This is a genomic window from Vibrio sp. A2-1 (assembly GCF_021728355.1).
Taxonomy (GTDB): domain Bacteria; phylum Pseudomonadota; class Gammaproteobacteria; order Enterobacterales; family Vibrionaceae; genus Vibrio; species Vibrio splendidus_K.
In genome coordinates, this window is record NZ_JAKKCO010000003.1 from 624,769 (window position 1) to 651,642 (window position 26,874).

A 26,874-nucleotide genomic window follows, 5' to 3' on the forward strand; every position below is an offset into this window, starting at 1 on the left:
CCAAATCAAAGACACAGTGTTTGAAAGAATACTGCTATGGAGAAAAACAATGTTAAACAACCAAGTATTAGAAGCATGTAAGCAGGGCATTAACGCGTGGCAAAGAGCTTTCAACAGCCAAGATGCGAAAGGCTGTGCCGATCAGTATACTGAAAGCTGTGTAATGGAAGCGCGTCCGTTTGGTACTTTTGAAGGTCGTGAAGCGATTCAAGCGTTTTGGCAAAATATCATCGACCAAGGCTTCAAAGACGTTGATTACACCGATGTTAAGTGGGAAGAGCACCCAGAAGGCGGCTACATTCTTACCGCTAGCTGGACAATGAACAAAGCGTTTGGTGTTGTACATCGTGAGCACTGGGCACTTGAAGCCGATGGCTGCGCTCGCTTAGTCAGCGATGATTTTGAGGTTCAAGGCGAACGCTAGAGCTGCAATTAAAAGCTAGAAGCTCACAGCTCAAAAATAGAAACAGAAAACAAAAAGCCAGCAATCCAAATGGACTGCTGGCTTTTTAATGTTCACTTTTGTCGCCTTATCACTTGATTTGAAGGTGATTCAGTGACTCTACACAATCACTCAACACGCTCATCATTTCAAATCAAAATGTCTGGCAAGACAGAGCAAATACAAGTCAAAGTTACAGTGCTGCTTTCTTCGCTTCTGTAATCCAACCATCGAACGTGCTTTGGTTCGCTTTGATCCAACCGTTTACGTGCGCTTCGATATCCGCAGAGCTGTTCTTGCCTTTACTCATCATCATGTTCTGAGCACTTACATCATTGATGTTAAGTTTGATGATCTCGAAAAGCTTCGCTGCTGATGGGTTGTTCTTAGCAAACTCTTTGTTCGCAATAATGCGCATTGAGTTCATTTCGAAGCCGTAGTTTTTGCCGTTAGATAACGTCGTGTCCACATTCGAACGCTCGCCAGGAAGTGCTGAGAAAGGTACTTCTAACCAAACTACATCTTCGTTAGGAACCAATACGCCACTTACCCAGTAAGGTGTCCACGTGTAATAAAGGATTGATTCACCCTTTTGGTAACGAGAAATTGTATCTGCGATGATCGCCGCATAGTTACCTTGGTTGTGAGTTACCGTATCGTCCAGTTTGAACGCTGAAAGTTGATGTTCAATCACCATCTCACAACCCCAACCTGGGTTACAGCCTGTAAGGTCTGCTTTGCCATCACCGTCAGCATCAAACAGCTTCGCGATTTTCGGATCCGTCAGTTGACCAATGTTAGTGATGTTGTATTTTTCAGCCGTTTTCTTATCAATTAGGTAACCTTGAGCGGCACCGCTTACATATTGGCCTTCACGGTAGAATTTGTCATCGCCGCCCGCCATTTTGTATTTATCAGCATGAAGCGGGAACCAACCTACGGTTAGGAACGTCGCGTCACCTTTTGCGATAGAGGTGTAACCTACGTTGTAGTCCACTTCTTGCGTAGATTTCACGTCGTAGCCAAGCTCTTCAAGGGCGCGGTTAACAATCAACGTTTGGAATGTTTCTTCCGCTACAGACGATTGAACTGGCTGAACTGATACACCTTCACCCGGTAAGCTTGCTGCCCACACGTTCGTTGATACTGCTAATGTAGAAACGATGCTAACTGCAAGTTTGCTCTTCCATGAATTATTCATTGGTGTTTTTCCTTAATTGTAGTTCTGATTTGTTACCGCGATTTATCGCATTGAGCACAAGAGAAACAGGGCCCATGTGGTACCAGCGTAATTTTGTATTACCTGCATTTACCCCGAGAACTTGGGTAATGCGGTCAAGCAGAATTGCTAGAATAACGATGCCGAGACCACCAACAGCAGCCAGTCCCATATCTAGACGGCCGATACCTCTCAGTACCATTTGACCTAAACCACCTACCGCGATCATTGATGCGATAACCACCATAGATAGCGACAACATCAGTGTTTGGTTCACGCCCGCCATAATGGTTGGTAATGCAAGTGGCAGTTGAATTCGGTAAAGCATCTGCTTTTTGCTTGCACCGAATGAATGACCCGCTTCGATTAAATCTTCCGGTACTTGCTGAATACCTAGGATGGTTAAACGTACCACCGGTGGCAGTGCGAATATAATGGTCACCACCACACCCGGAACGTTACCGATACCAAACAACATTACGATGGGTACTAAGTAAACAAAGGCTGGCGTTGTTTGCATAGCGTCCAGAATTGGGCGAACGAATTTAGCCGCCGTGTTACTTCGGGCGAGCCATATCCCCATGGGTAAACCGATCAACAGGCAGAAGAATACAGATGTCATCACCAGTGAAAGCGTGGTCATCGCTTCAGACCAAGCGCCGATCAAACCAATCATAGTAAGAGATACTGCCGTAGCAACACCCAGTTTCAGGTTTGAAAACTGCCATGCCACCAAGAACAAAATGATGAGCATAAATGGGGCTGGCGTAGACACCAATGCCGTTTCAAATGAACTTAGAATGAAATCGATAGGTACACGAATTGCTTGAAACAATGGTCGTCCGTGTTCAACTAGCCAATTCAATCCAGACTCAACCCAAGTATCAACAGGTAGCACGGCTTCTGCAAAAGGATTAAGAGGATCAAAAGGAATGGTTTCTACGGTTTCACTGCTTAGCCAATCTGCCGATGGTGAAGAGTCAGCGGCTTGACCCCAAGGATCACTTGATGGCTGAGCGGCAGGAGCAGACTGTGACCATGGGTCATTATTTGTTTGTTCAGACGACATGATCTACCCCTTATCCAATGTTTGTAGCAAACGTGACTTAGTTACCACGCCAAAGTAATTGCCTTGCTCATCCACAACAGGAACTGAGTAAGGCACACCACCAACAAGGCCAAGCACGTCATTGATTGGTAAATCAGGGTTCAGCGTTAATCCATCATCGAGCTGCGCGCTCACTAATGATTTGTTCTCTTTGTGAGCTTTGCGAAGGGAGTCAATGGAAACAATGCCGGAGTAAAGACTGCTCTTCTCAACAACGATGCCGTATTCACGGTCGTTATCCATTAGGATTTGCAGAGCAGAAGCTGGGCCGTCGTGTTCTGACTTTTTAAATACCGCAGCCGGTTTCTTACGCGCAATATCTTTCACAGTAAGTACGCTTGCGACATTTACACCACGGAAAAAGGCTTCGACATAGTCGTTCGCTGGGTTGTTAAGGATTTCGTCTGGTGTGCCCACTTGAACCACTTCACCGTTTTGCATAATGGCAATACGGTCACCGATTCTCATCGCTTCATCCAAATCATGGGAGATGAATACAATCGTTCGTTTATCGTCATTTTGAAGACGAATCAGTTCATCTTGCATTTCAGTACGAATCAAAGGATCGAGTGCCGAGAACGCTTCGTCCATTAACAGGATATCTGGGTCACATGCCAAGGCTCGCGCTAGACCAACACGTTGTTTCATACCGCCAGACAATTCATCTGGGTACGATTCTGAGTATGCGCCAAGGCCTACGCGCTCTAACGCTTCAAATGCTGACTGTTTTCGTTTATCTACTTCAACACCTGCCAGCTCAAGGCCAAATGCAGCATTTTCGATAACTGTCATATGCGGCATCAGTGCGAAATTTTGGAAAACCATGGAGATGTTGTTGCGGCGGACTTCACGCAGTTCATCTTCTGAGATGTGGGCAATGTCTTTGCCTCGAAGAAGCACATTACCTTTGGTAGGTTCGATTAAGCGGTTAAGAAGGCGTACTAGGGTTGATTTGCCAGATCCTGACAATCCCATAATCACGAAAATCTCGCCTTCTTGAATACTAAGAGAAACATCGTTAACACCGATCGTTAACCCTGTTTCTTCGAAAATTTTGTCTTTATCCGCGCCTTCATTAATCATCGAAAAAGCACGGTCGGTATCTTCACCAAACACCTTGTACAGTCCCTTAACTTCCAGTATGGGATCCATATAATCTAATCCTTTCTTAGCTATTTTAACTTAAAAATGGTTATTTAAGCTCGAAAAACGATTAGCACTCTAAGCAATGTAGAGCTGTAAATCAAGGGGTTGCGTTCGGTAACTCTTATCAAAAACAATCATTTCGCCAACCAAAATCAAGTTTCAATATCCAGATAAAAACCACCAAAACACTGATAACAAAGGATATTAAAACAATATAAATGCGTTCGAGATTATCTATTACTTACTGATAGATTATTGAATATTTATTTCACATTAAAACAATTAATGGGTGAAACAGACTAGGATTCAACGTAAATACTTCGTGTACAAATAATTCGAATACAAACTATTTATTGTGGTTTTAACGATATCTAAAAACTGGAAATTTGCGCTTTACGGAGAGCTAAACCTCCCCCCGTCTTCTTTATCGATGTAACAAGAAGATCGGTATAGCTTCGGCAAGAACGCAGAGGTATTCACAACCGCTCATTAAAACCAATAGAGGGCCAGAAGGTCACTATATGAAAATAGAAATAGCCGATGGAATAAACCAAGTTTGGCACTGGTCAAATTGATAGAATTATCTTCAGTATCCAAAACATAACGCCAAGTGTGATGCTTACTGCAAACTAATGAGTGTCGATTATCTAAGCCGAAAGACAACTTGTAGAGTCCTCATTGCTGAGCCATTATTTATAGAAGAAATCGACATACTTTCCGCGATGATTAAAGAAAAGGACAAGGCGCTCGAATGATAAAAATGCTGGTGTGTGACTTTGACGGTACGCTTGATGGGGGTTCATCTCATGGGGTTAATCAGTTATTTGACTACTTAGCGGAGCAACCTGATATCCGCTTTATCATCGCGACGGGTAGAACTCTGCCCTCAATTCGGGTGGGCTTGGCATCAGATAACTACCCGAAACCACACAGTATTATCAGCGATGTGGGCACCAGAATTCATCACGTTCACTCCCAAAAGCCTGATCATATTTGGCACAACCAATTAGAAGCTTCTTGGAACAAATCAAAGGTAGAGTCAGCACTGGCGCCACTCGATTTCATGGGCGAACGCTTAGAGAGCCATCAGGGTGATTACAAAATCACTTTTGAAGGAAAGCTCTCACAGCCTCAGCATGAACTTATCGAATCGAGCTTAGAATTGCACGGATTAGATGTACACCTCACCTACTCTCACGATTGGTACCTAGATATCACGCCTAAAGGTGTCAATAAGGCCACAGCGATTCATCATCTACTTAAACAACATGAGTTGAGCGTTGAAGAAGTGTGCGTTGCCGGTGACTCTGCCAACGACACCTCTATGCTGACAATAAAGGGCGTAAACTCAATATTGGTGGCTAACCATTATCCAGAGGTCGCTCACTTGTCTGATCGAGACAATGTGTATACTAGCAGAGCAACACACGCTGAAGGTGTGTTAGAAGGACTCAAATACTGGCAATTGCAAACGGTAGCGGGCAGTTAAAACTGGCGTAGTTGAGATACTCTTCGTTACTTCACGTCCTTACTTCCAACCTGGAAGCCAATACTCCTTATCAGTTAGATCCCGCCAATTAATAGCTTCCTCTCGTTTGGTCATCACTGCTTCTATCAAGCAACGAATCACCTCCCCTTCTTCAAACTCAACCTCAGTGACCATAAAATGCTTTTCTTTCTTTACTGGACTAACAGCAGTCCATTTACTGCGGAGCAGTTTCTTTGGGTTGATTCGATTCATGATTCTTTCCTGAACAGTTCATTGATGTTTTATCTATAAGCTTCAAAGAGTTAAAAAGATCATTTTAAGTTGAGAAAGCCCACGACTAAAATCCAGATAAGTCATAACTAAAGTCAATAAAACAAGTCGTAGACTCGGTACAATAGCTGCCACCAGTTCAGATACTAATCCCCATGAACCAAACAGAATTCCAGCAAAAAATAGCGAGTTTCACCGCCATAGAACAAGCGCTTGATTACTTTGAGATTGGCTTTGATAGCAAGTTTATCGACCAAAATAGAATAGAGCTTGTGAAGCGCTTTAATGGTTATCTGATCCTGTCGAAACCCGATGATTGGTTTTCTGGAAGAAGAGCACTGAAAAACGCGTACTGTAAGGTTCAACGCAGTAAACTGGATCGCCACACACGCTCAGCCTGTCGTGGCTGTACTACTTGCCAACGCCGCTAGTTCAAAATCAGAAAGCTTAAACGTAGATAACAAAAAATAGAGAATTGAAATAACATCTCATTACGATTTAGTTAGTGGTTTGCTCGAAAAAAAGTGTGCTAGTCTTACGGCAACTCAACTACGAGATAAAAACTACAATGAAAATTTTCAGCAATTTCGAAAGCGGCAACATTCACGTCGTTTCAGCAGATTCACCACAAAACATTCAACTGACGATCCCAGCAGACAACCAGACTGAAATCTCTCAGTGGTTTCATTTCCGTTTAGAAAGTGAAGCTCAACAAGCTCACCACTTTGAAATCGGCCAATTGGCAACATCTGCTTACCCTGATGGGTGGAAAGATTATGATGTTGTAGCATCTTATGACCGTGAAGAGTGGTTCCGTATTCCATCTCAGTTCGATGGCGATACATTAAGCTTTGATATCATCCCTGAACACGATTCAATGTACTTCGCCTACTTTGCGCCGTACTCATACGATCGTCACCAAGATCTTCTGCACAGTGCTCAAACGCACCCGGCTTGTAAGCTTGAAACTCTAGGTCACACGCTAGACAACAACGACATCACCTTGCTAACCATTGGTGAGCCAAGTGAAGAGAAGAAAAACATCTGGGTTATTGGTCGCCAACACCCAGGCGAGACTATGGCTGAATGGCTAATCGAAGGTCTGCTGCAACGCCTGCTTGATGAGACAGACACAGTCGGTCGCTCTCTTCTAGACAGCGTTGTGTTCCGCGTTGTACCGAACATGAACCCAGATGGCAGCATCCGTGGTCACCTGCGCACTAATGCGATTGGTGTAAACCTTAACCGCGAATGGCAATCACCTTCTCTAGAACGCAGCCCTGAAGTTTTCCTTGTGCGCGAGCGCATGCTAGAAACTGGCGCTGATCTGTGCCTAGACATTCATGGCGACGAAGCGATTCCATATAACTTTGTTGCAGGTAGCGAAGGCACACCTTCATACAACGAGCGCATTGCAAAATTGGAGAATCACTTCAAGCAAGCGCTTCTGACTATCACGCCAGAATTCCAAGATGAATTTGGTTACGATAAAGACGAACCGGGCAAAGCAAATATGACCGTCGGCACAAACTGGATCGGCGAGCAGTTCAAATGTCTGGCTTACACTGTCGAGATGCCGTTTAAAGATCACATCAGCCACGCTGACGAACTTTACGGCTGGTCTCCAGAGCGCAGTGTTGCATTTGGTCACGACATGCTAGCCGCGGTTTGGGCAACAGTAGACGAGCTATAAAACGAACCATAGACAGGCTAAGCGCCTTAGTTTGTCCGTATAGTTAGTTTGCTTGCATATATAGCAAAGCCCAGCACTTGTGAAAGTGCTGGGCTTTTTAATATCGGATCTGAATGAATGATTTGGGCTTTAAGGCATCTAACTTTAAAAGCTTTTTATGCCACTCTGAGGCTAGCAAAAAATACTGGGTATCTTTGTCTAATGTGTCTTTGTTCTGACACCATATCTTTGAAGCTTGGTCCTTCTAACAACTGAACGATCACTTCATCGCCTTCTTGTCGCAGCACTGCACCACTAATATCAATGGTGTTGTTATCGTGCAGTCTTAAACTGCCCGCCATTGAGAAGCCTCGATAAACAGGAATGATGTTACGCATCATCAAGCGCACACCCTTTTCAGACACTTCGCTGACATGAAAAAGCTCATCCTTAATTCGCATCACTGGACGTGCCTTTTTTGGGTACTTCAAGCGGTAATATTTGCGTTTCTGGGTGAATAACTCTTCACTCATCTGTGACTCCCTGTCTCTGTTTATTCAGTAAAGCAATAGCCTTTAGCTTCAATTGGATTTCGAACGAACACATTCACCGAATTGATAGCTGACCATTATATCGACTTTACGAGCTAATGCTTTAGAGATTTATGCACAGAAACAAGGATTGCTGAGCATTCAGTAAAAAGTGAGATATGAGTCGTATATGCTAGGGGTGCGATTGTTAGCTATGAACCCTAAAGCTGAAACAGCGCCAACTGAATACTGAAGCCAACAAACAACAACCCGCACACAATGTTCATCCATTGAGACGTGCGCTTTTTCGTCAATAATCTCTTAAACGTATCAGCCATCAAAATGACAACCAAAAACCATGTAGCAACCACTGTCGCCTGTATCGCGCCCAGCATTAAACTGTCGGACACAATGTGATCCTTAGAAACAAACTGAGGGAATATCGAAAGGTAGAACAGAACGATTTTAGGGTTCAGTAGATTAGTGAGGAGTCCTTTGAAAAACTGATTATAGAGCTTACTGCCCGATGCGCTCACTATAGCAAGCACACCCTCTTGAGCTCGCAGTGCCGCTCGAAAGTGATTATAACCAAGCCAGACTAAGTACAAGACACCCGCCCACTTCAGTCCCTCAAAGGCCATTGGAGTCTGAGATAACAGTAAGCTCATGCCATTCGCAGAAACAAACGCATGGAAAAAGAACCCGAACGACACACCCAACACGTTAATAAACGCAAACAACTTTCTTTGAGTTAAAGCCGTGCTCAATACCAACAAAGCATTTGGGCCTGGAATGATGGCAATAAAAAACACGATGATAATAAACAGCCAGATACTTTCCCAACTCATTTCGCTCTCATTTCCTTAAAGCTTCCTAATCATACTTGATCGTTTTAGGGCGGGTATTGTACGTCCATTCAATACCATTACAATATGCCCAACGTTTAATTAGCTTGGCTTAGCTCGCTTGCCTTAGTTCAGTTGTATGGATAACGCTTAAATTTAACGTGTATAATTCACCCGTTTATCCTGTAACGCAGCAAAACTCATTTTCTAACATTTATAGCCCTGTTAGACTCCACCTCCATTTTGATACTTGGTTCATTTATGTCATTTGATAACCTCACCCTTAACGCAAAAACCGTCACAGCGATCCCTTCTCAATTCGACAAACCGACTGAGATACAACAAGCGGTAATTCCATCAATTATTGCGGGTAAAGACGTACTTGCGTTGGCTCAAACGGGTAGCGGAAAAACATTGGCGTTCGGCTTACCCTTGCTGAACAACATCAACCATGATGTGAATGGACTGCAAGCGCTTATCATCGTCCCGACACGTGAACTCGCGTCTCAAGTGACTGAATCTTTAGAGCCGATCGCGACAGCGCTCGATATCAAATTGGTAACCTTAACCGGTGGCGTGAATACTGATGATCAGCAGCAACAATTACTAACCCAACCGCAATTAGCAATCGCTACTCCGGGGCGTCTACTTGCTTTAATCAAAAGTAGCGAACTGGATGTAACTCAGTGCGTATCATTGGTTCTTGATGAAGCCGACCGCCTGATCGACATGGGCTTTTGGCCAGATATTCAAGCGATTACTGCAGCACTACCGAGCAAACGTCAGTCACTGTTGTTCTCTGCGACACTTCCGCCAGAGTTGGTTAGTCAGGCTGAGCTGCTTCTTTCAAACCCAGTTAAAGTCACGACACACCAAGAAAACAGCGTGGTCGCGACTATTGAAGAAACTCTGTACTTAGTGAACAAAGGCAGTAAAGCACAGGCGCTCATTGCCCTACTCAATCAACACACATGGCCGCAAGTATTGGTATTTATTGGCGCAAAAGATAATGCAGATGCATTAACCAAGCGACTGAATAAAGCCAAAATCAGTGTGAGTGCGTTACATGGAAATAAGAGCCAAGAAGAACGAGAGCAAGCATTAGAAAGTTTCAAAAATGGCGAGACTCGTGTGCTTATCGCCACCGACGTGATGTCTCGCGGCATCCATATTGATCAGCTGCCTGTCGTGATTAATTTTGATTTGCCGACACACTCCGCAACTTACGTACACCGAGTTGGTCGCACAGCAAGAGCAGGAAGCACTGGTTGCGCTATCTCTCTGGTTAGTCACAGCGAAACTGATTACCTGAATGCGATTCGTACTCTGACCAATAAGCCTCTTGTGCTACAAGCATTAGAAGGTTTCCCTGTTACAGACAAACCTGCATCGGAAGCGACAGCTCGCAAACGTCCACCTAAAGACAAAATGGCTAACCGAAGAACCGCAAAGAAGAAAAGTGCTAAGCAATTTAAGAGCAAGCCAAGTCCTTCGAAATAGCCAGTTCATCAGAATAGCCATAGAAAATCGATTAGCCCAGTTTGTACTGGGCTTTTTATATGCAATCAGATGTAAAATCACAACCTGTCGACTCAGACAAAATGCAACTTTAAATGACACTTTTGTGAATTATGGTGCCAAGGTATTGATTCTTGGTTGCTCAAAAAAAATACTTTCTGATCACGTTGACGCCCCTATATCTGGCAACTAGATTTTTCTATTAGTGTCTAAAAACCGGGAGGTCATTGAAATGAAACGTGCAAGCTCTACATATCGATTACAACTGATTAAGGAAGTGGCTACTCGCCGAGATCGTCAGAGTTCCAATGACCCAATGGCAAACTACATACAAAACCTAATCGACAACAAAGACGACTGTGATACCTCGGTGGAACGCAATCAGAGGTTCAGTGGTAGTCATTTTGATGAGCATATTGGTGGTTGGGTTAGCGACCACTGGGGTAGTAAGTAGTCCGATATCTCCAGTCACTCGTGTCATAAATAAAGCAGCGTAACCGCTGTAGAATTTATCTCCGCATTAACCTATCATCTGCAACAAATCCCTATCATTGAGTAAGCAGAAAGTGTCTGAGTTAAAAAGAGAAAAAGAAGTGATGGTTGCCTTCCAAGTGATCCCTCGCGTTAAAGAAGGCAACAACTTCGAAGTAGTTGATAAAGCCATTGAAGTTGTGAAAGCAGCCGATGTCCCTTTCCAAGTTGGTGCGATGGAAACCACAATGAAAGGTGAGCTCAATCAATTACTCGATATCGTTAAAAAGGCAGAGCAAGCTTGTTACAATGCAGGGGCTGTAGAAGTGATAACCAACATAAAGATTCATAGTAAAACCACCGAGGCCGATGATACATTTTGTACATACCATCGTGGTGTAACGAAAGCGAATCACATGTTTGTTTAGTAATATGTTTATTTCAGAAAGCTGTTTATTTAAGAAAACAGAGGTTGAAGAAAGACTCTGAAGAACCAGTGATGTTATTGAAAAGGCATGTCTGAAAGGTGAGAAAGGATTTCCATTCGTTCTTCTTCTGACATCGAATGCCAATCACGCGGGCTCTCTTCAGGGTCATTTTTCGCCCCAATGTTTTTTCGATCCAGTGCTTTAACCGGTTCTTTTTTGAGTTTTACGTTCTTTTTATTCATACCGACATCACTCCTTCTGGTACAAAGGTACCTACCTTAATATTACACCCCAACCATTATGTAAAGTAATAGTTACTTCGGAGTTAAATAAAATCTTGATACTTCCTCTTTAACCGAAAAGATCTCTTTGGGGACTTGTATTCCCCTCTTCGTCGACCGACTTACCAACCAAGTTTTTTTGCTTCATTATCTTCCTTCGATAGCGCTGACGACACAGCTTAATCACGTGCAATTGTTCTGACGGAGTCATCGACATCCAATTAAAGCGCTCTTCTCTTTTGCGCATACAACCATTGCAATAGCCTTTATCATCGCTTGAGCAAACCCCAACGCAAGGGCTTGGAACCTGGAAAAACTCTAACTGCTCCACCATGCCTCCTTACACATCAAAATCGAGCTTACTAATTAAAAAATAAGCGATTAATTTGTCGCCCAGCTCGTGAAATTCATACTAAACTATGACCTTATACTGACACATATAGTGTTTTGTAAACTATACTTTGAACCCATCAAGTTACACTTATTCGGTAACTTCGTTCTTTCCTTTGGAGCCTTATAATATGAAGTTTAGTTCAAAAAAATTACTAGCAGTAGCCGCTTTACCTATGATGCTAGCAGCATGCACAACAACAGGTGACAACGCGATGCAAGTAACACCAACCGATCTACAGCACCATAATTGGGAACTTGCGCAAATTGATGGCAAGGACATTGCGAAAAGCGAAGACCAAGCAGCTCCTCGTCTAGAGATCGGCGAAAAGATGACTGCAAACGGCATGGCTGGTTGTAACAACTTCTTCGGTCAAGGCGAGCTGAAAGACGGTCAATTCCGTATCAAGCAAATGGGCATGACAATGAAAATGTGTCACGGTTCAGCAATGGAAATCGAACAATCGGTTTCAGCTACTCTAAGCGAGTGGAGCGACGTAACCCTAACAAACGATACGTTAGTACTGAAAAACGATGTACACACGCTAACGTACACAATTCGTGATTGGGTAAACTAATCCGTTCTCGAAATAGATATTGATTAAAGGAGCCTTCATGGCTCCTTTTTTATTGCCTGCTTACCCTCACAACACCTTCAAAATTAACACTCATCGCCTACTTTTCGTACCAACCTCCAATAAACCTCAAATATCTCTCATTTAGATGCAATAAATTCACTGGTTTATCGGTCTATTGCTAGGATGGTAAGAGCCTAGAATCTGTCGAGCTTTCGAGACGATCGTATATAGAACAAAGTTCAACCAAAAAAGACCAGCACGCCCTCCCTGCTTGTTCTCAAGTAATTGATTGAATTTACTGTTGAATTAGAATTTATTTCAGAAACAGATAGAATAACTGTAGGGAGTTCTAAATAACAATGCTCTTACCCGTTCACTACCAAATGGAAAAGTTTATGAACAAGATAGTAAGTACGTTAGGAATCATGGCAACCGTTGCATACAGCGCAACCATTTATGCTGATGAAGCAACATCAACCAATAACTGGAACCAAATCGAACAGCAGGCAGAAGGACAAACTGTCTACTTTCACGCTTGGGGCGGTAGCCAAGAAATCAATCGTTACCTACAGTGGGCGGGCAAGAAATTACAAAGCGAGTACGGTGTTACCTTAAAACATGTGAAAGTAACCGATATTGCAGAAACTACCACTCGCTTACTCGCAGAAAAGGCGGCAGGAAAGAACACTGAAGGCAGTGTCGATATCGTCTGGATTAACGGCGAGAATTTCCGTTCAATGAAAGAAAATGCCTTGTTGTTTGGACCATTCACTCAAACACTTCCAAACTGGCAGTACGTGGATAAGTCTTTGCCGATCGATGTCGATTTCTCGGAGCCAACAGAAGGCTTGGAGGCACCTTGGGGCGTTGGGCAACTTGTCTTCATCCACGACCAAGAAACACTGCACAATCCGCCACAATCGTTTTCAGAGATGTTGAGCTACGCTCAGGTTTTCCCGAATCGCTTAAGCTACCCGCGCCCACCAGAGTTTCACGGTACGAGCTTCATTAAGTCTCTACTGATTGAGCTGACAAACAACAGTCCTGCGCTTGCTAAACCCGTTTCAGAAGATACCTTCCAAGAAGTTACGGAACCACTGTGGGCTTACTTAGATAAATTCCATAAAGTGGCATGGAGAGGCGGAAAGCAATTTCCTGCAGGTACATCTGAAAGCATTCAACTTCTGGATGACGGACAGCTCGACCTCGCGATTACGTTCAATCCAAACTCTGTATATTCAGCACAATCAAGTGGCCGCCTAGCGGAAACTACCAAGGCTTATGCGTTAGAAAGCGGCGCTCTGTCTAACATTCACTTCCTTGCGATTCCTTGGAATGCCAATGCAACCGCGGGTGCTCAAGTGACCATCAACTTCTTGTTGAGCCCAGAAGCACAATCTCGCAAAGGTGACCTCAATGTTTGGGGTGACCCTTCTGTATTGAGCAGTAAGTACTTAACCGGCAGCGCTAAAAATACTCAGCAATTTAAATCGATTGATGAACCGCATCCTAGTTGGCAAAACGCGCTCGAAAAAGAGTGGCTTAAGCGATACGGTAACTAGTCTTCATGCTACGCGCTCTATATTTTGTTGTTATAGCGGTATGCATTATCCCAACCATTCCTGGGGTAGCGGGAGTCGTGGCTTCGTCACTGAGTTTCATCCCGCCTCTAGGTTTAGAGGAGCCGACACTCAACGGTTTTAGCCAAGTCTTTCAATGGGAAGGGGCTTGGCACTCTATTGGCTTAAGCCTAGGTTCAGCGGTCGCCAGCAGCTACATTGCCTGCTTCCTGACCTTTTGTATTCTTCAGGCTTCTTGGGGAAACAAGTTTTGGAGAAAGATTGAGCTAACGCTATCGCCAATGCTTGCCATTCCGCATGTGGCTTTCGCTATCGGCTTTGCTTTTCTGTTTAGCCCAACAGGGCTTGGCGCAAGAGCCGTGCATCACTTACTTGGTGAATCGGCTACAAGCTCTGAATTGGCTTTGCTGATCAAAGATCCTTACGCGTTTGGCCTAATCATTATGCTCGCACTCAAAGAAGTTCCTTTCTTGTTGCTGATGAGCATATCGATACTTCAACAAATCGATGTAGAACGTATCACTAAGGTGAGTGCATCACTCGGTTACAGCCGCACTCAGATCTGGTGGAAGTGTATTTTCCCGCAATGGTTTACTAAGCTTCGCTTCCCAATACTGGCTGTGCTCGCCTATAGCGTATCGGTTGTCGACATCGCTCTGATCATTGGCCCAACCAACCCACCGACTTTTGCCGTTTTGGTATGGCAATGGTTCAACGACCCAGATCTTAATCTACTACCACGAGCTGCTGCTGGTGCGATCGTTTTGTTTGGCTTGGCTTCGTTGATCATCGCCTTGGCGCGTTTAGTTGAATGGGCAATTCTTAAGTACTTTCGAACTTGGCAATATTCAGGCAGAACAGGGGTTAACTTGCCGGGGAAAACCGTATTCACAGCTCTTGCAGCTTTGTCACTGATGATCATTCCATTGATGATTATCTGGAGTTTTGCGCAGCGCTGGCGCTTCCCTGATTTACTGCCTAGTCGCTACAGCATGCGCTTCTGGGAGTTCGAGTGGGATGGCATCATGAGCACCGTTGGTCAAAGCTTATGGATTGGTCTTATTGCTGCTTCAATCGCTTTGTTGCTTGCGCTGGTTGCTCACGAATACAGAATCAAATACAAGTGGCAAGTCCCAGGCTTTATTATCGCTATTCCAATGTTGATACCTCAACTGTCGGTGTTATTCGGTATGCAAATCACCACCCTATACATTGGCAGCAGTGCCTATGAGCTTTGGGTTATTTGGGCGCATGTTTTCTTCGCCTTTCCATTTGTGTACTTGTCTTTGGACGGCCCATGGAAAAGCTTCAACGATGGGCTGATAAAAGCTTCACTGAGCTTGGGTAAATCGCCATTTCAAAGCTGGTATTCGATCAAGCTGCCTATATTACTGCCCGCCATCGCCTTCGCTTGGGCGGTTGGGATCAGTGTGAGTTTGGCTCAGTACTTGCCGACATTGATGCTCGGTGCTGGTCGTATTAGCACCATCACCACAGAAGCCGTTGCCCTAACCAGTGGTTTCGACCGCAGGGTAACCGCAATTTATGCCATTTGGCAGGCCTTGTTGCCTCTGTTCTTTTTCTCTTTAGCGATATTAGTCAGCCGACTTCAACTTAGATATCGCCGTCTTACTTTTAAAGGTTTTCTTACTAATGAGTCTGCACCTCAACGACCTCGCCATCCATAAAAACGGTGGCGAATCGCTGTTTTCAGCGCTAAACGTAACATTAGAATCAGGCCAAATATTGGCGTTGATGGGGCCAAGCGGCTGCGGAAAATCGACTTTGTTAGATGCCATCGCGGGTCACCTAAATGACGAGTTCTCATACTCTGGCACCGTTATTTTGAACGATATTCAACTAGACGACCTCCCATCACATCAGCGTGAAGTTGGTATTCTGTTTCAAGACGACTTGTTGTTTCCACACCTAAAAGTATGGGAGAACTTGGCCTTTTCGTTACCAAACTCGGTTAAGGGTTCAGATCGCCAGCAACAAGCAATGGAAGCATTAAAAGACATTGAACTGACCCGCTTGGCTGAGTCGTTTCCCGACCAAATATCTGGCGGCCAGCGAGCGAGAATTAGCTTAACTCGTATGCTATTGGCGAAACCGAAATTGGCGTTGCTTGATGAGCCGTTTAGTAAGCTCGACCAAGAACTCAGAGCCCAGTTTCGCGACTGGGTATTTGAGCAACTCACTAAAGCGAATATTCCGACATTAATGGTGACGCACGACCAAACCGATGTGCCTCAAGGGGCAAAAGTTCTGTCTTGGCCATGGAGAAGTAACCATGCTGGATAAGTACTCTATTAAGGTCATTAAGTGGCCATTAAATCAGTCGGCTAAGTTACTGAACCAATTTGATATCACGGCCAATCAAACCACGTTATTCGGATTTGTGGTGGGATGTTTAGCGTTTCCAGCATTGGCATTTCAACAATACGAATGGGCGTTGGGGTTTATTGTATTTAACAGGGTTTGTGACGGGCTTGATGGAGCCTTAGCTCGAATCCAAGGCATTAGTGATGCGGGCGGTTTCCTAGACATCAGCCTCGATTTTCTTTTCTACTCGTTAATCCCTTTTGGCTTTGTTATCGCCAACCCAGAACACAACGCCATTGCCGGTGCATTTTTGATTTTCTCTTTTATCGGCACAGGCAGCAGCTTTCTAGCGTTTGCGGTTATGGCTGGTAAGCGAGGCATTGAAAACCCAGTCTATAAACATAAGTCTCTCTATTACATGTCTGGACTAACCGAAGGCACAGAAACCATCGCTTGTTTCATTGCTTTCTGTATTTGGCCTCAACACTTTGCGGTTATCGCTTATACCTTTGGTGCTGCGTGTTGGCTAACTACGTTCATGCGTATTTATTTTGGGTTTCAGACACTCAAGAATCAAACCAACTAATGTGAATTTCTGCATTCCTCATAAACAAAAACGCAGCTCATATGAGCTGCGTTTTTTAGCTGATTCTGAAATTCAATTAAGCGTCAGTAGAGGCTTTAATTTGAAATCTCAATACCTTTAGGCTTGAATCAAGGTCGACATCGACAAACTCAGGTGGGTTGTCTAGACGTTCGATAAACTCAACACTAGGTGCTTCTTCTGCCATCGTCTCAATTAGGAAGTTTGGCGATACTGCTGGTGAGTTAACACAAGCAATCACTTCTCCGCCTTCTGTTAGAAGATCAGGCAAGCGACGTAAGATCTTTTTATAATCTTTAGTTAAAGCAAAGCTGCCTTTTTGGAACGAAGGCGGGTCGATGATAACCAACTCGTAAAGGCCACCCTTTTTGATTTTTCCCCAAGACTTAAAGATATCGTAACCAAGGAAGTTCACCGAACGCATATCGTGATCATTCAAGCGGTGGTTATCACGGCCTTTGTTTAGCGAGCCACGTGACATGTCCACGTTCATGCATTGGCGAGCACCACCAGCGATAGCCGCTACTGAGAAACCACAAGTGTATGCGAACAGGTTAAGGACATTCTTATCCTTAGCATTGTCTTGTACCCACTGGCGACCATTACGCATGTCGAGGAACAAACCAAAGTTCTGGTTACGGCCAATGTCTAGTTGGTACTTAAGACCGTGCTCAACCACGATGGGTGAGTCATTAAGTTCACCCCATAAAACCTCTGACGGCGCACCATCGGCATAACGATGTTGCAGAACAATACTGGTGCCCTGCTTTACTTGCCAGATATCTTTATTAGTGAGATCGACCAGTCCTGCTTTAAGAGATGATAAGAACTCGTCATCTACTTCTTTGAATACGTTAACCAATAACTGCCCATCAACCCAATCACATGTTAGTTGATCTAGGCCTGGCCAAAACTTACCGCGACCGTGAAAAATACGGCGTAGTTCATTCGGCACTTCATTAAGTTTCTGTTCAATATGACTAAAAAACAGAGGTAAAGCTGATGCTTCCATTATTTCACTCACTTAGTGTTTAGCTTTGGCCAAGTTAATGACCAAGGTTCAAGCCAGTTGTCTAAACCATTAGACACGATCTCTTGATGCCACTTCTCACCCAAGGAGTTTAGGCTTCTTGGATCGCAGACATATTCGTAGGCTTGTGATTGATAGGTAAATCGAATCGCGAAGGCATGCAGATAACCTCTGTCCGCCTCACTCGATGGATTATAAATAGGGTCACCAACAATGGCTGAGCCGATCGACTTCATCGCAACACGGATCTGGTGAGTTCGCCCCGTATAGGGTTTACATAAAAATAGACGCTCACCGGGTTCAGCCGTTGCAGATAAAAACTGGGTAATCGCTGGATTTTCTTTGCTTGTCAGTAACTTCCAGCTTGAGCGTCGTGAACGCTCCATATCTCCTGAAATCAGCCCCTGCTTTTTCTTTGGTTTCTTCGAACCAATCGCAAGGTAGTACTTCTCGACTTCACGCTTTGCGAACAGCTGTGAAAGCTCACTCGCTGCCGAGGCATTCTTTGCTAACAGCAGAATACCTGAGGTCATTTTATCGAGGCGGTGAACGAGATATAACTTCGGCTCGTTGATTGCCTTAGCAACTTCTTGCAACAACATGGTATCGCCATCGTCTTTATGGACGCTGACGCCAGGATGTTTGTTTATGAGTAAAAAATCAGAGTGGTTCAGAAGAATGTCGAACATTTAAAGGCTAGCTCCATTGTAGAACGTGGAGTATACCGTGTCTGAATCCAGATTCCAGCTACGAAAAAGCCCAACTCACTCAATAAATATTGAATCATTGGGCTTCTTTTCAGCAAGTAGCGATCAGTGCTTGGTCTTTACTCGATTAGCATTCGGTAAATAGAACAAAGCCACACACACTAAGCAAGTTTGAACTTACCCACTAATGCTTCTAGCTCGGCAACCTTAGCGTTCAAGCCTGAGGTATTTTCAGAGCTGCGAGTCGCCAATTGCAAAGACTGCTCAGAAATATCACTGATCGCCGTAATATCCGCTGCAATTTCTTTGGTCACCGCTGTCTGTTCTTCTGCCGCAGTAGCGATAGAGTTGACCATGCTTTGTACATTGCCAGCACCACTTACAATCGCTTCTAGCGCCGAAACTGCGCCAGAGCTTTGCTCTACACCAATCTCAACTAAACGACAGTTATCTTGAGTGTAAGTCACCGCTTCTTGCGTACCAGATTGAATCGACTGAATGATACCAGACACTTCTTGAGTCGCTTTGGTCGTTCTCTCTGCCAGTGCTCGTACTTCATCAGCAACCACCGCAAAGCCACGTCCAAACTCACCAGCACGTGCCGCTTCAATCGCAGCATTCAGCGCCAGTAGGTTGGTTTGTCCAGCAATGTCTTCGATTACCTTAATAACACTGCCAATCTGTTCGCCATGTGAACCTAGCGTATTCATTTGTACCGACATGTCGCTCATTTGAGTCGACACTTGTTGGATACTTGCCACCATTTCAACAATCACGTTACGGCCATCTTCTGCTGACGTTTCTGAGCGACGCGCCTCTTCATAAGTAGAAGTACCTTGTTGCGCGACTTCAGAAATGGTCAAGCTTAGCTCTTCTGCGGCAGTCGCAATCAGGTTAGCTTTATCAGCTTGTGCAGAGGCACCAGAAACGATGTCTTGACTGATTGATGATAGCTCACCTGTCACCGATTGAACTTGGTTCGTCACAGAAGAGATTGAACCCAATAGGTTGACCAAAGATTTCTGCATCTGGTTAATCGACGTAGCAAGATCGGCCAGTTCATCGCCAGAATTATCAACAATATCTCCAGCGGTAAGGTCGCCATTTGCCACGCGTCGCGCAACTTGTTCAACACGAGTTAGACGGTTAGTAATAGAGCTAGACAATACATACGCAATCACACAACCAAACACAATCGCAATGGCAGACAACACCATGATAGTGCGTTCGATGGTGGTAAACGAATCGGTTAATACAAGCAGCGATTGTTCTGTATCGGCACGCTCACTTGCAGACGCTTGATCCAGTAAGTTTTCAACCGGGATTAGATTGCTCTCATATAAGGAGCGAAGCTGCTGGATATTCGATAACAGCGCAGACTCGTCGTTGATCATAGGTACAAGCTTAGATTCAAACTCTTGAGTAAAGCGCCCCATCAGGTCTTCAATTCGCTCAATACGGCGGTGGTCTTCTGAGCCTCGACTCTCTAAACGTTTTGCTTCTTTAATAGCCTGAGCAAATTCATTCTTGTTGGTTCGATAATCATTAAGCGCATTGTCGGCCTGAGTAATCGCACCAAGTGCATCGCGATAAACATCCCCCGCTTCATCTATCAATACAAGGTAGGTCACCGTTCCCGGTACATCATCCATTCTAATTTCATCAGCGCTCTTGTGAGCTCCAATGACTTCTATCCATACAATACCGACTAACGTGACAAGCACCGCCAATATAGAGCCAAACCCAGCGTACAACTTCTTCCTAACTGACAATTTCACACAACACCTACTTAAATAAAATACAGCTCAATCAGCTATTACTTTTCATTATATCGGCTACCAGACCAATAACTTTAAGTATTTATTTTTCTTTGATAATTAAGTTAGTAGCATAAAAAAACGGGAGCCAATGGCTCCCGTTTCTTAACTTACTTTAACTCACGATTGTAGCTTCTTAGAGCTATGGTTTCTTAGAGCTATAGCTTCTTAGAACTATAACTTCTTAGAGATAAGCGCAGAGCCAGCAATGATACCAATACCTAGTAGCATGATTGCACCTTTACCGCTGTCGAAGCCAGAAGAGATACCCATGAACGCTACGATAGCGATAGCTACTGGGATGATGTACTTAACAAGTGTGTACCATAGGCCGAATAGTGGGAAAGATACTTCACCGTCGTTAGTGATTTCTTTCTCTAGGTCAGCACGGTTTAGTCTCCAACCAGCGAAGATACATACCAACATACCGCCAACTGCTAGGAAGATTTTATCCGTTAGTAAGTCGAAGATATCGAATGCACCAGTACCAAACAATGTTGGACCGAAGCCGCCAAGTGATAGAGAAGCGAAGATACATAGAATCGCCATCACTACACTTGCAGACAGTACTGCAGTCACACGCTTCATGCCTTTCTCATCGATTAGGTACGAAACCACAACTTCAAGTAGAGATACTGAAGAAGTTAGTGCCGCAACACTTAGACCAACGAAGAACATTAGAGCAAATAGAAGACCAACTACGCCGCCCATTTCAGCGAATAGCTGAGGAACAACAACGAATACTAGACCAGGACCCGCTGCAGGTTCCATACCGAATGCGAACATTGCAGGGAACATAGCTACACCAGCTAGGATAGCAACGCCTGTATCCATCGCCGTAACCATAGCTGTAGTTTGAACTAGGTTCTCTTTCTTCTTAAGGTAAGAACCGTAAGTCAACATACAACCCATACCAAGAGATAGTGAGAAGAATGCTTGACCTAGTGCAGCTAGGATTACACCGCTGTCTACTTTAGAGAAGTCAGGGCTGAATAGGAATTCAAGACCAGCCATCGCGCCCGGAAGCATTAGGCCTTTGATTGATACCACGATAAGGATGATGAAAAGAAGTGGCATCAGAATCTTACCCGCTTTCTCAATACCGCCAGAAATACCTTTCATAACGATGACAACGTTAAGTAGTAGGTATAGGCCCATCCACATAAGTGGTTGAACTGGGTTTGAGATAAAGCCACCGAAGCTGTCACCAATTGCTTCAGGTGCGTCTAGTAGACCACCAGCAATCTTACCGATGTATGCGATAGACCAGCCACCTACTACAGGGTAGAAACCCATGATTAGTAGACCACTGACTACGCCGATAACACCAGCGAACGTCCAACGACGGTCAGTTGATTTAAATGCACCTACTGCTGATTTTTGCGTATGACGGCCAATCGCAAATTCAGTCAGCATGACACTGAAACCGATGAAGATTACAAAAAACAGGTAAATTGCAACGAATGCACCGCCGCCACTTTCGCCTGCTGTGTAAGGGAATTTCCAGATGTTACCTAGACCAACAGCAGAACCTGCTGCAGCCATTACGAATCCTAACTTCGAACCCCAGGTATCGCGGGGTGTTGTGGTTGTATTACTAGTAGCCACGTGTACTCCAAACTTTTGTGTTGTGTGATGTTGTGTTTTGCTTTGGGTGGCGTCTTTAAAAGATAAGGTGTATAAAAAAATTTACACACTTAAAAGATTTGATTGACGCTCGTTGTATGGCAAGTAAACCAGTTTAAGAATAAAATTGGAAGTCCGAACCGTACATATTTCGTTACCAATGTAAATTTTTATGGTTAAATGCCGTCTTTTTATACAAAACAATCGTTTTCGTCTTAAGTTAACCAAAACTTAACAACTATAACCTGTTTACAGCTTTTGCTCTATTTTGTAAATAGTTGATTCCTTAAATTCCCATATCCTCAAAATAGCATTACTATCTAAGTGTCTCTTTTTTCGAGTATTCAATGTGGAAAAGCTCTACCATTTTTTAACTTTAGCTTCCGTTGCTTTGTACTGGGTTCTCGTCGCCGGTGTGACCTTTCGTGTCGTACTAAAACGACGCTCTGTCAGCGTTTCTCTCGCGTGGTTGATGGTTATCTACATTATCCCGATTGTTGGCGTGGCCTGTTACTTCCTTTTCGGCGAGCTAAACCTAGGTAGAAAGCGGGCTGAGCGCGCACATCGCATGTTTACTCCGTTCGGTGATTGGTTCCGCCAATTAAATGATTGTCAGGTTCACCTTCCAGGTAAAGTTGGATCCCCAATCCACAAGATTGATGAGCTTTGTAATAATCGAATGGGTATACCTGCACTTAGTGGAAACACACTTTCACTGCAAGCTTCACCCAATGAGATCCTACACGCAATTATCGAAGATATAGAAAACGCACAAACCAGTATCAAAATGGTTTTCTACATTTGGCATCCTGGTGGTCTAACCGACTCCGTAGCCTCTGCACTGATTCGAGCGGCCAAACGTGGCGTCGATGTTAAGGTTTTACTCGATTCAGCAGGTAGTCCACGCTTTTTCAAAAGCCATTGGCGTTCAATGATGAAAGACGCTGGTGTGCAAGTTGTGCAAGCATTAGAAGTAAGCCCATGGCGTATTTTCTTACGTCGCCTTGATTTAAGACAGCACCGTAAGATCATCGTCATTGATGAATCCATCGCCTATACCGGTTCAATGAACATGGTGGATCCGGCGCATTTCAAACAGAGTTCAGGCGTTGGTCAATGGATCGACGTAATGGTCCGAGTCACTGGGCCAACCGTTAACGTACTTTCGGCTATTCATGGTTGGGATTGGGAAGTAGAAACAGGCGAACGCATTCTTCCTGATTTACCTGAATGCCCGATTGAAGAAATAATGACGCACCATCCGGTTCAGGTCGTTCCGTCAGGTCCTGGTATGCCGGAATATTTGATCCTACAAGTTCTGACTATTGCCATTAATCAAGCCAATCGTTCTGTGCGCATCACTACACCTTATTTTGTACCGAGTGCCGACTTGTTAGAAACGCTAAAAATGACAGCACAAAGGGGCGTAAACGTCGAACTGATCATTCCACACAACAACGATTCATTGATGGTTAAATGGGCTTCTCGTGCTTTCTATACAGAGTTACTTGAAGCTGGCGTTAAGATTTACGAATTTTACGGTGGCCTTCTTCACACCAAATCGGTAGTGATTGATGAAGAGTTTTGCTTAATCGGAACGGTCAATATCGACATGCGCAGCCTTTGGCTAAACTTCGAAGTGACACTAGCCGTTGATGACGTGCACTTCACCAAGCAACTGTTTGATTTGCAGCAATCCTATATTGAATCATCTCATCCAGTGGAATTGGAGCAATGGGAGCAGAGAAATTTACGTAACCGCTTCTTCGAACGATTGTTCTATTTGTTCAATCCACTGCTGTAATCCAATCAATGGACCCACTGCGACTCATATCTCTCTGCTTATCAGATTTTTGACCTTTCACGATAAACGACGTGAAAGGTTAAAAAGCGAAAGAAAAGCATAAAAACTCCCCCTCTGCTCTTGCTTTGAATGCTATTGGCATGTTTTAAATAGGACATAACCGATTGATAAGGAATTCACAGCATGTCCGAGAACAAAACCACTAAACTGATCACTGCAGGTCGTGATAAGAAGTGGACCAATGGTGTCGTTAACCCACCAGTACAGCGCGCTTCTACTGTCGTGTTCAACTCAGTAGAAGAAAAGCGTAAAGCTACGATTAATCGCGCTAATAAAACGCTTTTTTACGGACGCCGTGGAACCAACACTCACTTCGCTTTCCAAGATGCCATGGTTGAAGTCGAGGGCGGCGCAGGCTGTGCACTTTACCCTTGTGGTACTGCGGCCATTTCAAATGCCATTCTTTCTTTTGTAGAAACAGGCGATCATATTCTGATGGTCGACACCTGCTACGAACCGACGCGTGATTTCTGTGACACCATCATGAAGAAGATGGGTGTAGAGACGACCTACTACGAGCCAACGATCGGTGAAGGCATCCAAGACCTTATTAAGCCAAACACTAAGGTGCTGTTTACCGAATCTCCTGGGTCAGTCACCATGGAAGTGCAAGACATTCCAACGCTAGCGCGTATTGCTCATGAACACGACATCATCGTGATGCTCGATAACACATGGGCTGCTGGTGTGAACTTCTCACCGTTTGATTTTGGCGTTGATATCTCGATTCAAGCTGCGACCAAATACATTGTTGGTCACTCTGATGTGATGTTAGGTACGGCTGTTGCCAACGAGAAGTGTTGGGATCAACTAAGAGAACAGAGCTATTTGATGGGGCAATGTGTATCACCAGATGACGCTTACCTTGCCCTTCGTGGTATTCGTACTCTTGACGTTCGACTACGCCAACATGCAGAGAGCAGCTTGAAAGTCGCAAAATGGCTGGAGACTCGACCTGAGGTTGATCATGTTCGTCACCCTGCCATAGAGTCTTGCCCAGGCCATGAATTCTTCAAACGAGACTTCACTGGTGGTAATGGCTTGTTCTCTTTCGTGCTGAAGAACTCAAATACAAAAGCGACCACAGCGCTGCTTGATGGTATGACGCACTTTAGTATGGGTTACTCATGGGGTGGTTTTGAAAGCTTGATTTTAGCGAACGAACCGAACAGCTTTGATAGCCTAAGAACAGTAGCGAACCCTAACTTCGCTGGAACCTTGGTACGTGTTCATATCGGCTTAGAAGACGTTGACGATCTGATTGCGGACCTAGAGGCAGGATTGGAGCGTTACAACGCGCTCGTTTAATTTAAAGCGTTAGCAGACTCAGACCAAAAAGGCAGGATATTCCTGCCTTTTTTAGATTAGCGCATTAGACACATCGCTTTAAAAAGCTACTGAACGTCAAAGCACGCCCAATTGAAAATTTCAGAGCGGTGTTCATTGAACAAGTACAAAGACTGCTCCTTAACTGCAATAGCGTAATCAATCGTCACCCCTTTATACTCACTATATTCATTGTTAATAATTGGATCATGGAAAGGGGTCGCCGTTCTCACATCTATAATGCTCATCGACAAATTATTCCCATCAAGCTCATAGTGCCCGAAATACAGATTTTCCATAGTACTCTCCTTACCGTCTTGCTCTGTAATCGTCACAAACTCTCTCATGCTAAAGGTATGGTCAGATTGAAAAGTAAGGCTTATACGCTCATAAAGCGATTGATATGGTTGGAATGCCTGAGATAAAAAATCAGTTTTAATCGTTTTGCAATGCCATCGAGTGCCCGCTAATACGTTCTGTTCTGGCAAAAAACTTGCAGCAGTAATTACCACCAAAATGAGTAAACCAATTAGTCGCAAAAGTAACTCCTCTTCTTCATATACTGAGCAAAGGAATCAAAAGACGACTCTATATTGAAAACCGAAGCACTATAATTCAGAGCCTCACCATCTTTCCTTTGAATCAACATGTATAACGCGTCATCTTCGGGTTGGTCGACTGATGGGTAAATACGGACAAAAACATCAACGTTACAGTGGCTCGGTATCACAGCTGTAAGCTTTTGAGTGACCGCAGGCAACGAATAGGAGTCATTATGAGCAATATGGAAGAAGTAGTGGTTGGTATTGTCGGTGTAACTGTCACGGTATTCCGCTTTATCAATAAAATAAGGCAGAGGCGTGTAGTAGGTTTGGAAAAGGTTGAACGCCGTTACTGCGACACAAACCAAAGCGAGCAAATAACCGGCTTTAGCGAGGTGTCTATTAGACACAACATTTTCCTGTTCTTGCTTAACTGCACTCTGATCTAGATGTGAGTCACTAGGTAGCTCGGAAGAAACAACTTTCGCAGAATCTGCATCAATCAATACTTCATTTATTGTTAACGGGTCTTGGGTTATTTCTTGGGACATTTCTTGGGACAAAGGTACGTTTTGCTTCAACGTAGAATCGGCAAGCGAGACATCTAGTTCGTAGACTTCTTTACTCGCTTGAGAAGGCACCTCTTCAGTTACTGTGGACCGGCTCAACTCGTCGATTTCAAGAGAATAACCGGTCTTACTAACGGTACGAATCGTCGCGCAACCACAAGTTACCCTAGACAGTGTTTTTCGAATCTTTGAGATAACGTTAGTCAGCGCTTGCTCTGAAACAATTACATTACCCCAACACCTATCAAATATCAGACCTCGCTCGATGCACTCACCAGCATTTTCAAGCAAGAATAGAAACACCTTACCTTCTAACGGCGCAATTGTTTCTACGTGGCCATCTTCACGCACAAACTGCCTAAGCAAGGGATCATAACTAGCATCACATATTTGGTAGATTTGTTGTTTCACTATCGTCTTCTAGGTTTGAATTCGGTCGCATATGATATTGAATAGTTTACAAATGACCAGTAAATTTTCCAATTCTCACGCAATTA

The 26,874-nt window shown here is 44.2% G+C and carries 28 protein-coding genes; 14 read left to right on the forward strand and 14 right to left on the reverse strand.

All coding sequences use genetic code 11. The annotated features are described in order from the left end of the window. Positions 1-49 precede the first annotated feature (49 nt). Entirely contained in the window at positions 50-424 is a 375-nt protein-coding gene (locus L3V33_RS14135) for a nuclear transport factor 2 family protein (RefSeq protein ID WP_237290663.1), read from the forward strand. Positions 425-635: 211 nt separating this feature from the next. On the opposite strand, the gene proX is transcribed toward L3V33_RS14135, so the two are convergent. Genes proX through proV form a run of 3 tightly spaced genes read right to left on the reverse strand, consistent with a single transcriptional unit; the run spans position 636 to position 3,921 of the window. Then, entirely contained in the window at positions 636-1,643 is a 1,008-nt protein-coding gene (proX, locus tag L3V33_RS14140) for a glycine betaine/L-proline ABC transporter substrate-binding protein ProX (protein WP_004734648.1), read from the reverse strand. Continuing rightward, the gene (gene proW, locus L3V33_RS14145; RefSeq protein WP_065205516.1) at positions 1,636-2,730 is read right to left on the reverse strand and encodes a glycine betaine/L-proline ABC transporter permease ProW; all 1,095 of its coding nucleotides are present in this window, start codon (positions 2,728-2,730) and stop codon (positions 1,636-1,638) included. Before proW ends, proX begins: the two co-directional genes overlap by 8 nt. A gap of 3 nt (positions 2,731-2,733) precedes the next feature. Beyond that, positions 2,734-3,921, reverse strand: a complete 1,188-nt coding sequence (gene proV / locus L3V33_RS14150) for a glycine betaine/L-proline ABC transporter ATP-binding protein ProV (RefSeq protein ID WP_017079026.1) — start codon at positions 3,919-3,921, stop codon at positions 2,734-2,736. Positions 3,922-4,666: 745 nt separating this feature from the next. Here proV and L3V33_RS14155 point away from each other — a divergent pair. Then, a complete protein-coding gene (locus L3V33_RS14155; RefSeq protein ID WP_237290664.1) occupies positions 4,667-5,404 on the forward strand; it encodes an HAD-IIB family hydrolase in 738 nt (245 codons plus the stop codon). A 39-nt stretch (positions 5,405-5,443) separates the two neighbouring features. Here L3V33_RS14155 and L3V33_RS14160 read toward each other — a convergent pair whose 3' ends face one another. Next, complete coding sequence (locus L3V33_RS14160) at positions 5,444-5,656, reverse strand: TIGR02450 family Trp-rich protein (RefSeq protein ID WP_237290665.1); 213 nt, start codon at positions 5,654-5,656, stop codon at positions 5,444-5,446. A 173-nt stretch (positions 5,657-5,829) separates the two neighbouring features. On the opposite strand from L3V33_RS14160, the gene L3V33_RS14165 reads away from it, so the two are divergent. Further along, a complete protein-coding gene (locus L3V33_RS14165) occupies positions 5,830-6,105 on the forward strand; it encodes a nitrogenase-stabilizing/protective protein NifW (RefSeq protein WP_136979680.1) in 276 nt (91 codons plus the stop codon). A gap of 137 nt (positions 6,106-6,242) precedes the next feature. Next, positions 6,243-7,367, forward strand: a complete 1,125-nt coding sequence (locus tag L3V33_RS14170) for a M14-type cytosolic carboxypeptidase (RefSeq protein WP_065681224.1) — start codon at positions 6,243-6,245, stop codon at positions 7,365-7,367. A gap of 155 nt (positions 7,368-7,522) precedes the next feature. Here L3V33_RS14170 and L3V33_RS14175 read toward each other — a convergent pair whose 3' ends face one another. Then, positions 7,523-7,879, reverse strand: coding sequence for a hypothetical protein (locus L3V33_RS14175; protein WP_004734656.1), 357 nt, complete (start codon positions 7,877-7,879; stop codon positions 7,523-7,525). A gap of 218 nt (positions 7,880-8,097) precedes the next feature. Further along, positions 8,098-8,724, reverse strand: a complete 627-nt coding sequence (locus L3V33_RS14180; protein WP_237290666.1) for a LysE family translocator — start codon at positions 8,722-8,724, stop codon at positions 8,098-8,100. Between the two features lie 258 nt (positions 8,725-8,982). Between L3V33_RS14180 and L3V33_RS14185 the strand changes: the two genes are divergently transcribed. The 3 genes from L3V33_RS14185 (at position 8,983) to L3V33_RS14195 (ending at position 11,138) form a co-directional block, all read left to right on the forward strand. Next, a complete protein-coding gene (locus L3V33_RS14185; RefSeq protein WP_237290667.1) occupies positions 8,983-10,221 on the forward strand; it encodes a DEAD/DEAH box helicase in 1,239 nt (412 codons plus the stop codon). Positions 10,222-10,471: 250 nt separating this feature from the next. After that, positions 10,472-10,693 carry a hypothetical protein gene (locus L3V33_RS14190; RefSeq protein ID WP_004734659.1) on the forward strand — a complete coding sequence of 74 codons (222 nt, stop codon included), beginning with the start codon at positions 10,472-10,474 and terminating at the stop codon, positions 10,691-10,693. Between the two features lie 142 nt (positions 10,694-10,835). Then, entirely contained in the window at positions 10,836-11,138 is a 303-nt protein-coding gene (locus L3V33_RS14195) for a thiamine-binding protein (protein WP_171313347.1), read from the forward strand. 74 nt (positions 11,139-11,212) lie between these two features. Here L3V33_RS14195 and L3V33_RS14200 read toward each other — a convergent pair whose 3' ends face one another. Together L3V33_RS14200 and L3V33_RS14205 are read right to left on the reverse strand one after the other, a co-directional pair. Further along, complete coding sequence (locus tag L3V33_RS14200; protein WP_017079018.1) at positions 11,213-11,380, reverse strand: hypothetical protein; 168 nt, start codon at positions 11,378-11,380, stop codon at positions 11,213-11,215. 109 nt (positions 11,381-11,489) lie between these two features. Continuing rightward, entirely contained in the window at positions 11,490-11,753 is a 264-nt protein-coding gene (locus L3V33_RS14205; RefSeq protein WP_017079017.1) for a DUF1289 domain-containing protein, read from the reverse strand. A gap of 187 nt (positions 11,754-11,940) precedes the next feature. Here L3V33_RS14205 and L3V33_RS14210 point away from each other — a divergent pair, with 187 nt between their 5' ends. The 5 genes from L3V33_RS14210 (at position 11,941) to L3V33_RS14230 (ending at position 16,878) form a co-directional block, all read left to right on the forward strand. After that, complete coding sequence (locus L3V33_RS14210) at positions 11,941-12,387, forward strand: META domain-containing protein (RefSeq protein WP_029224504.1); 447 nt, start codon at positions 11,941-11,943, stop codon at positions 12,385-12,387. Between the two features lie 395 nt (positions 12,388-12,782). Further along, positions 12,783-13,949 (forward strand): ABC transporter substrate-binding protein, encoded by a 1,167-nt coding sequence (locus L3V33_RS14215; protein ID WP_237290668.1) that lies wholly within the window; start codon positions 12,783-12,785, stop codon positions 13,947-13,949. A 5-nt stretch (positions 13,950-13,954) separates the two neighbouring features. Continuing rightward, positions 13,955-15,655 carry a thiamine ABC transporter permease gene (locus L3V33_RS14220; protein WP_237290669.1) on the forward strand — a complete coding sequence of 567 codons (1,701 nt, stop codon included), beginning with the start codon at positions 13,955-13,957 and terminating at the stop codon, positions 15,653-15,655. Next, positions 15,621-16,271 (forward strand): ATP-binding cassette domain-containing protein, encoded by a 651-nt coding sequence (locus L3V33_RS14225; RefSeq protein ID WP_054541029.1) that lies wholly within the window; start codon positions 15,621-15,623, stop codon positions 16,269-16,271. The genes L3V33_RS14220 and L3V33_RS14225 overlap by 35 nt, the downstream gene beginning before the upstream one ends. Further along, positions 16,261-16,878: a CDP-alcohol phosphatidyltransferase family protein gene (locus L3V33_RS14230; RefSeq protein WP_237290670.1), complete on the forward strand. Its 618-nt coding sequence runs from the start codon at positions 16,261-16,263 to the stop codon at positions 16,876-16,878. The genes L3V33_RS14225 and L3V33_RS14230 overlap by 11 nt, the downstream gene beginning before the upstream one ends. A gap of 76 nt (positions 16,879-16,954) precedes the next feature. Here L3V33_RS14230 and L3V33_RS14235 read toward each other — a convergent pair whose 3' ends face one another. From L3V33_RS14235 to L3V33_RS14250, 4 genes are all read right to left on the reverse strand, one after another. Next, entirely contained in the window at positions 16,955-17,908 is a 954-nt protein-coding gene (locus L3V33_RS14235) for a class I SAM-dependent methyltransferase (protein WP_237290671.1), read from the reverse strand. Between the two features lie 8 nt (positions 17,909-17,916). Further along, a complete protein-coding gene (locus tag L3V33_RS14240; RefSeq protein WP_004734618.1) occupies positions 17,917-18,615 on the reverse strand; it encodes a TIGR01621 family pseudouridine synthase in 699 nt (232 codons plus the stop codon). 179 nt (positions 18,616-18,794) lie between these two features. Continuing rightward, on the reverse strand, positions 18,795-20,411 hold the full coding sequence (locus L3V33_RS14245) for a methyl-accepting chemotaxis protein (protein ID WP_054546635.1): 1,617 nt from the start codon (positions 20,409-20,411) through the stop codon (positions 18,795-18,797). 213 nt (positions 20,412-20,624) lie between these two features. After that, on the reverse strand, positions 20,625-22,058 hold the full coding sequence (locus L3V33_RS14250; protein WP_012604350.1) for a sodium-dependent transporter: 1,434 nt from the start codon (positions 22,056-22,058) through the stop codon (positions 20,625-20,627). Positions 22,059-22,425: 367 nt separating this feature from the next. Between L3V33_RS14250 and cls the strand changes: the two genes are divergently transcribed. Next, entirely contained in the window at positions 22,426-23,880 is a 1,455-nt protein-coding gene (gene cls, locus L3V33_RS14255) for a cardiolipin synthase (protein WP_004734615.1), read from the forward strand. 183 nt (positions 23,881-24,063) lie between these two features. Beyond that, positions 24,064-25,248: a cystathionine beta-lyase gene (locus L3V33_RS14260; protein ID WP_171314779.1), complete on the forward strand. Its 1,185-nt coding sequence runs from the start codon at positions 24,064-24,066 to the stop codon at positions 25,246-25,248. 86 nt (positions 25,249-25,334) lie between these two features. Here L3V33_RS14260 and L3V33_RS14265 read toward each other — a convergent pair whose 3' ends face one another. After that, entirely contained in the window at positions 25,335-25,805 is a 471-nt protein-coding gene (locus tag L3V33_RS14265) for a hypothetical protein (protein WP_171314777.1), read from the reverse strand. Beyond that, positions 25,796-26,788, reverse strand: coding sequence for a winged helix-turn-helix domain-containing protein (locus L3V33_RS14270; RefSeq protein ID WP_237290672.1), 993 nt, complete (start codon positions 26,786-26,788; stop codon positions 25,796-25,798). The genes L3V33_RS14265 and L3V33_RS14270 overlap by 10 nt, the downstream gene beginning before the upstream one ends. Positions 26,789-26,874: the final 86 nt, after the last annotated feature.